Annotated in this window: 6 protein-coding genes; all 6 read left to right on the top strand. The window is 67.3% G+C overall.

Annotated elements, in window-relative coordinates; genetic code table 11:
- The first annotated feature begins 190 nt into the window (after positions 1 to 190).
- Positions 191 to 1,096, top strand: a complete 906-nt coding sequence (locus F3J10_RS33380; protein WP_025097662.1) for a protease modulator HflC — start codon at positions 191 to 193, stop codon at positions 1,094 to 1,096.
- 42 nt (positions 1,097 to 1,138) lie between these two features.
- A complete protein-coding gene (locus F3J10_RS33375; RefSeq protein WP_025097663.1) occupies positions 1,139 to 1,330 on the top strand; it encodes a DUF2065 domain-containing protein in 192 nt (63 codons plus the stop codon).
- A gap of 184 nt (positions 1,331 to 1,514) precedes the next feature.
- The gene (locus F3J10_RS33370; protein ID WP_025097664.1) at positions 1,515 to 2,663 is read left to right on the top strand and encodes an ATP phosphoribosyltransferase regulatory subunit; all 1,149 of its coding nucleotides are present in this window, start codon (positions 1,515 to 1,517) and stop codon (positions 2,661 to 2,663) included.
- Between the two features lie 112 nt (positions 2,664 to 2,775).
- Positions 2,776 to 4,122 (top strand): adenylosuccinate synthase, encoded by a 1,347-nt coding sequence (locus F3J10_RS33365; protein ID WP_025097665.1) that lies wholly within the window; start codon positions 2,776 to 2,778, stop codon positions 4,120 to 4,122.
- 14 nt (positions 4,123 to 4,136) lie between these two features.
- On the top strand, positions 4,137 to 4,739 hold the full coding sequence (locus tag F3J10_RS33360) for a phosphoribosyltransferase (protein WP_025097666.1): 603 nt from the start codon (positions 4,137 to 4,139) through the stop codon (positions 4,737 to 4,739).
- 242 nt (positions 4,740 to 4,981) lie between these two features.
- On the top strand, positions 4,982 to 6,874 hold the full coding sequence (locus F3J10_RS33355) for a potassium transporter Kup (protein ID WP_025097667.1): 1,893 nt from the start codon (positions 4,982 to 4,984) through the stop codon (positions 6,872 to 6,874).
- Positions 6,875 to 7,125 lie beyond the last annotated feature (251 nt).

Raw genomic sequence — 7,125 nt, 5'->3', positions numbered from 1 at the left:
CAGCGCACCCGATGCGGGCAACGCCGCGCCGGCATCCTCCGGTGCCACCGCGGCATCGGTGAGCGCCGCGCCGGCCGCGAGCGCCGCCAACGCCGCCAGCGCGGCGTCGGGCAACGATCCGCTGCGATCGCGCGAGGCGTTCCGCAGCCGGTCGCGCGAAGACGATCTGCAGTAAAGGGGAGCGCCACACATGAATCGAATCGTTGCGCTCGTCATTGCGCTTGTGGTGGTCGCGTTCGTCGCGTCGTCCACCGTGTTCATCGTCGATCCGCGTCACGCGGCGGTGTTGTCGGCCCGTGGCGACGGCGAACCGACCGTGCTGGGCCCCGGCCTGCACGCGAAGCTGCCGGCGCCGCTGCAGACGGCCGTGCTGGTCGACACGCGCCTGCAGACGCTCGAATGGGCCGATCCGCAGAGCTGCACCACGGCCGACAAGCAGGACGTGCTGGTCAGCCCGGCGGTGCGCTACCGGATCGCCGATCCGCTCAAGTACTACGCGAAGACCGAAGGCGGCCTGCGCGATGCGGTGGATCCGCTGCTGGCGTCGCTTAAGGGCGCGCTGACGCAGGCGTTCTCGACGCGCTCGCTGGTCGATGCGATCGGCGCGCAACAGGCCATCGCCGACGAAGCTAAGCGTTCGCTGCAAACCGCGGCCGCCGACTACGGCGTCGAGATCGCCGACGTGTCGCTGCTGCGCGTGGACCTGCCCGCCGCCGCGGCCGAAGCTGCCTATCGCCGCATGTCGGTGGCCGAGCGCGAGCGTGCCGATACCGAGCGCGCCGAAGGCGCGGCCGACGCGGAGCGCATCAAGGCCGAGGCGGGCCGCCAGCAACAGCAGATCCTCGCGGACGGCTACCAGTCGGCCCAGCAGATCAAGGGCGAGGGCGACGCGAAGGCCGCCTCGATCGCTGGCGAAGCCTTCGGCCGCGATCCGCAGTTCTACCAGTTCTATGCAAGCCTGCAGGCGTACCGGAACACCTTCCATGCGAACGATGTGATCGTCGTCGACCCGGACAGCGAGTTCTTCCGCTTCATGCGCAGCCCGACGGGCGGCGGCGCTTCCGCGGCGCCGGCTCCCGCTCCCCGCAAACACTGACGCTGAGAAGGGGCGCCGCCTCGCGCGGCGCATCGATACCGCATGGATCTGGCCGGTTCGCTGTTGCTCGCTCTCGCGCTGATGCTGATCATCGAAGGCGCGTTCCCGTTCGTGTTTCCGGTCGCCTGGCGCGACACCTTTCGTAGAATAGCGGAGCGGCCGCCGCATCATATCCGGATCGGCGGCCTGATCGTGATGGTGATCGGCCTCGTGCTGCTCGTCTTCGCGACCTGACGTAGGGCCGTCGATCCGGCCCGTTTTCTCCTGTTTTGACCGATTCCGGCCCATCGGGCCGGATCGCGTCGCGCCGCGTGCGCCGCCGCCTCGCGTGCTGCGCCGAGGGCCCGGTATTTGCACCATCCGATTCCAAATCCGGCGCGCCAGCGCGCGCCGCAGTTTCTGTCGTAGGACCGTGACGATGTCGACCTGGTTACTTCCCGAGAATATTGCCGACGTGCTGCCGTCGGAAGCACGCAAGATCGAGGAGCTGCGTCGCAGGCTGCTCGACCGCTTCCGTTCGTATGGCTACGAAATGGTGATGCCGCCCCTGCTCGAGTATCTCGAGTCGCTGCTGACCGGCGGCGGCAACGATCTGCACCTGCGTACCTTCAAGCTCGTCGACGAGCTGTCGGGCCGAACCCTGGGCCTGCGTGCCGACATGACGCCGCAGGTCGCGCGGATCGACGCGCACCTGCTGAACCGCCAGGGCGTGACGCGCCTCTGCTACGCGGGCAACGTGCTGCATACGCGGCCGCGCGGCCTGCACGCGACGCGCGAGCAGATCCAGATCGGCGCCGAGCTGTACGGCCACGCCGGCCTCGAGGCCGATCTCGAGGTGCAGCAGTTGATGCTCGATGCGCTGCGCCTGACCGGCATCGGCACGATCCGCCTCGACCTCTGCCACGCCGGCGTGCTCAATGCGCTGTTCTCGCGCGACGCGGTGGCCGCCGCGCGTGGCGAGACGCTGTACGGCGCGCTGGCCGGCAAGGACGTGCCGCTGCTGAACGAACTGACCGAGGATCTGGGGCCGGATACGCGCGCCGCCTTGCGCGCGCTGCCGCATCTGTACGGCGATGCCTCGGTGATCGACGAGGCGCGTCGTCAGTTGCCGGCGCTGCCTGAAATCGCGCGCGCTCTCGACGATCTCGCGCAGCTCGCGGCCCAGGTGCAGGGCGCCGAGGTCGCGATCGACCTGGCCGACCTGCGCGGCTACGCCTATCACAGCGGCGCGATGTTCTCGGCCTACGTTGACGGCGTGCCGAACGCGGTGGCGCGTGGCGGCCGTTACGACCACGTCGGGCAGGCCTATGGCCGCGCCCGCCCGGCCACCGGCTTCTCGCTGGACCTGCGCGAAATCGCGCGGATCTCGCCGATCGAGGCACGCGGCACGGCGATTCTCGCGCCCTGGCGCCAGGACGAGGCGCTGCGCGTGGCGGTGGCCGCGCTGCGGGATGCGGGCGAGGTCGTGATCCAGGCGTTGCCGGGGCACGATCACGTGCTCGACGAGTTCGCCTGCGACCGCGTGCTGGTCGAGCAGGGCGGCGCGTGGCTCGTCCAGACCCGCTGAAACAAGCGCGGCGCGGATGTTTCGGGTGCCATATCGTTGACGCGAAACGGAAAAATTCGGAACCCGCGCCGAACCTAGGTAGAATACGTTTTTAACCAGCTAACGAATCAACATGTCTGCCAGCGCAGTGAATGTGACTCCCGGGCGCAACGTCGTCGTCGTGGGAACCCAGTGGGGAGATGAAGGCAAGGGCAAGATCGTCGACTGGCTGACGGACCACGCTCACGGCGTCGTGCGTTTCCAGGGCGGTCACAACGCCGGCCACACCCTCATCATCGGCGGCAAGAAAACCATCTTGCGCCTCATTCCTTCCGGCATCATGCGCGCGGGCACGGCCTGCTACATCGGCAACGGCGTGGTGCTGTCGCCCGAGGCGCTGTTCAAGGAAATCGGCGAGCTGGAAGAAGCGGGCATCGACGTGCGTTCGCGCCTGTTCATCTCCGAAGCCGCCACGCTGATCCTCCCTTACCACGTCGCGATCGACCAGGCGCGCGAAGCGCGCCGCGGCGCCGGCAAGATCGGCACCACCGGCCGCGGCATCGGCCCCGCGTACGAAGACAAGGTCGGCCGCCGCGCGCTGCGCGTGCAGGACCTGTTCGACGCGAAGACCTTCGCCGATCGCCTGCGCGAGAACCTCGACTTCCACAACTTCGTGCTGACCCAGTATCTCGGCGGCGCGGCCGTCGATTTCCAGGCCACGCTCGACACGATGCTCGGTTATGCCGATCGTCTCAAGCCGATGGTCACCGATGTCTCGCGCCGCCTCTACGACGCGAACCATCAAGGCCAGAACCTGCTGTTCGAAGGCGCGCAAGGCACGCTGCTCGATATCGACCACGGCACCTATCCGTTCGTCACCTCGAGCAACTGCGTGGCCGGTGCTGCCGCGGCAGGCGCCGGCGTCGGCCCGCAGAAGCTCAACTACATCCTCGGCATCACCAAGGCCTATTGCACGCGCGTCGGCTCGGGCCCGTTCCCGAGCGAGCTCTACGACGCGGACAATCCCGCGCGCCAGAGCCAGGTCGGCCTGACGCTGGCCAACGTCGGCAAGGAATTCGGTTCGGTCACGGGCCGTCCGCGCCGCACCGGCTGGCTCGACGCGGCCGCGCTGCGCCGCTCGATCCAGATCAACGGCGTGTCGGGCCTTTGCATGACCAAGCTCGACGTTCTCGACGGTCTCGAGGAAGTGCAACTCTGCGTCGGCTACAAGATCGACGGCAAGGACGTCGACCTGCTGCCGCGCGGCGCGGCCGACGTGGCGCGCTGCGAGCCGGTCTACGAAACCTTCCCGGGCTGGAAGGAAAGCACGGTCGGCATCGATCGCTGGGATGCGCTGCCGGCGACGGCCCGCGCCTACCTGACGCGCGTCCAGGAAGTGGCTGGCGTGCCGATCGACATGGTGTCGACGGGCCCCGATCGCGACGAGACGATCCTGCTGCGTCATCCGTTCAAGGTCTGAGGTTCGCCCGCACGATGACGCAAGCCACGAATCATCACGGCGCTCCGATCGCCATGTCCGATCCTCGCAACGACGACAAGAACCTCTGGGTGGGCTGGGACGAATATCACCGGCTCGTCGAGCTGCTCGCGCTCGCGGTGCACGAATCGGGCTGGAAGTTCGACCAGATCCTCTGCCTCGCGCGCGGCGGCCTGCGCGTGGGCGACCAGCTCTCGCGCATCTACGACCTGCCGCTCGCGATTCTCGCGACCAGTTCGTATCGCGAGGCGGCCGGCACCCAGCAGGGCGATCTCGATATCGCGCAGTACATCACCATGACGCGCGGCAACCTGTCGGGCAACGTGCTGCTGGTCGACGACCTGGTCGATTCGGGCGTCACGCTCGCGCGCGTCCAGCAGCATCTGAAGGAGCGTTATCCGTCGGTCACGGCGGTGCGCTCGGCCGTGCTCTGGTACAAGGCCTGTTCGAAGGTCAAGCCCGACTACTTCGTCCAGCACCTGGCGACGAATCCCTGGATCCATCAGCCCTTCGAGGAGTGGGACACGCTGCGTCCGCACAATCTGGTGGCCTGGACCAAGCGCGGCTATACGCAGCGCAACGACGAGGCGGCGCAGTAAGCGACTCGCTCGACACGCCGCGCGAAGCGATCGCGCGGCGCACCGCATCGGCGCCCACGGGCGCCGATTTCATTTTGCGCGCCGGCGCCCAGTCTGCCGGCGCGCTTTCCGTCTAAACGGGGACGCATGCTACACTGGCCGCGCCGCGTCGCATCACGGCAACACCGCGAGGTGGCATTGCGACCCGGTCAGTCTAGAATAGCGCTCGTTTTTCCGACCCCAGAACGGAACGTTACGCTTCCATGACCGACACGAACCATTCGAACACACGCTCTTCCTCCTTGCAGGCTCTCGCCGTCGCGGCGATCGGCGTGGTGTTCGGCGATATCGGCACCAGCCCGCTCTATTCGCTGAAGGAGGCGTTCAGCCCGGCCCACGGGATCCCGCTGACGCAGGCCTCGATCCTCGGGGTGATCTCGCTGCTGTTCTGGGCCATCATGCTGGTGGTCGGCGTCAAGTACGTGCTGTTCGTGATGCGCGCCGACAACAACGGCGAGGGCGGCGTGCTGGCGCTGATGGCGCTGGCGCTGCGCTCGATCGAACCGCGCAGGAATGCCACCAGGATCCTCATGGCGCTCGGCATCTTCGGTGCCTGCATGTTCTACGGCGACGCGGTGATCACGCCGGCCATCTCGGTGATGTCGGCCGTCGAGGGCCTCGAGATCGCGACGCCGCAGTTGAGCCACATGGTGCTGCCGATCACGGTGGTGATCCTGATCGCGCTGTTCTGGATCCAGCGCCATGGCACCGCGATGGTCGGCAAGCTGTTCGGCCCGATCATGGTGATCTGGTTCCTGACGCTGGCCGCGCTCGGCATCTACCACATCGCGCGCGTGCCGATGGTGATCGCGGCGATCAATCCCTACTACGCCTTCTCCTTCATGTCGGCCCATGTGCTGCAGGCCTACGTGGTGCTCGGCTCGGTGGTGCTGGTGCTGACCGGCGCCGAGGCGCTCTACGCCGACATGGGCCACTTCGGCATGCGCCCGATCCGGCTCGCCGCCTACGTGCTGGTGATGCCCTCGCTGGTGCTGAACTACTTCGGCCAGGGCGCGCTGCTGATGCAGAATCCGAAGGCGATCGAGAACCCGTTCTTCCTGCTCGCGCCCGACTGGGCGCTGCTGCCGCTGGTGGTGCTGTCCACGGTGGCCACCGTGATCGCCTCGCAGGCGGTGATCTCGGGCGCCTATTCGCTGACCAGCCAGGCCATCCAGCTCGGCTACGTGCCGCGCATGAAGGTGCTGCACACCTCGGACCTGGCGATCGGGCAGATCTACGTGCCGGTGGTGAACTGGCTGCTGTTGTTCGTGATCCTCTGCATCGTGATCGGCTTCAAGTCCTCCGACAATCTCGCCGCCGCCTACGGCATCGCGGTGACCGCCACCATGGTGATCACCACCGTGCTGGCCGGTGTCGTGATGATCAATGTCTGGAAGTGGAACCGTCTGCTGGTGGCCGGCATCATCGGCGTGTTCATGATCATCGACCTCGGCTTCTTCGGCGCCAACTTGCTGAAGGTCGCGCAGGGCGGCTGGCTGCCGCTCGGCATCGGCGCGCTGCTGTTCTTCCTGCTGACCACCTGGTTCAAGGGCCGCCATATCGTCAAGGAGCGCACCGCCGCCGACGGCATTCCGCTCACGCCGTTCCTGCAGGGGCTGCTGGCGCATCCGCCGCATCGCGTCTCGGGTACCGCGATCTACCTGACCGGCAGCGACACGCTGGTGCCGGTGAGCCTGCTGCACAATCTCAAGCACAACAAGGTGCTGCACGAGCGCACGCTGTTCCTGACCTTCATCACGCGCGACATTCCCTATGTGCGAGACGAGGAGCGCGTGACGGTGCACGAGGCGGGCGGCGGGCTGTATATCGTCAAGGCCGAATACGGTTTCAACGAGACGCCCGACGTGAAGGCCGTGCTCGAGGACATCGGCCGCAAGCACGACATGTCCTTCGAGCTGATGGACACCTCGTTCTTCCTCGCGCGCGAGACGGTGGTGCCGACCCATCTGCCCGGCATGTCGATCTGGCGCGAGCGTGTGTTCGCCTGGATGCACCAGAACGCCGCGAAGCCGACCGACTTCTTCTCGATCCCGGCCAACCGCGTGGTCGAGCTCGGCACCAAGATCGAGATCTGAGGCTGGACGCAGCGGCGGCGCCGAGCACTGCTGCGGTTGCCGACCTCGACGAAGCCGCGCAAGCGCGCGGCTTTTTCTTTTGTACGCCCGCCATGAAAAAACCCGCATCCGGAGATGCGGGTTTTTCGTTTCCTGCGGGCTTCGAAGCCCAAGCCCGGGATCAGCGCTTGAGCTTGGCGAAGGCCGCCGCCATCGCGCCGGCCGGCTCCGGTTCGCGCGAGCGCTGCGGCCGGCCGCCCATGCCGCCGCGC

Origin of the sequence: Burkholderia sp. Cy-637, from assembly GCF_011753175.1 — a bacterium.
GTDB classification, from domain to species: Bacteria; Pseudomonadota; Gammaproteobacteria; order Burkholderiales; family Burkholderiaceae; genus Burkholderia; species Burkholderia gladioli.
This window is presented reverse-complemented; position numbering and strand designations above follow the sequence as displayed.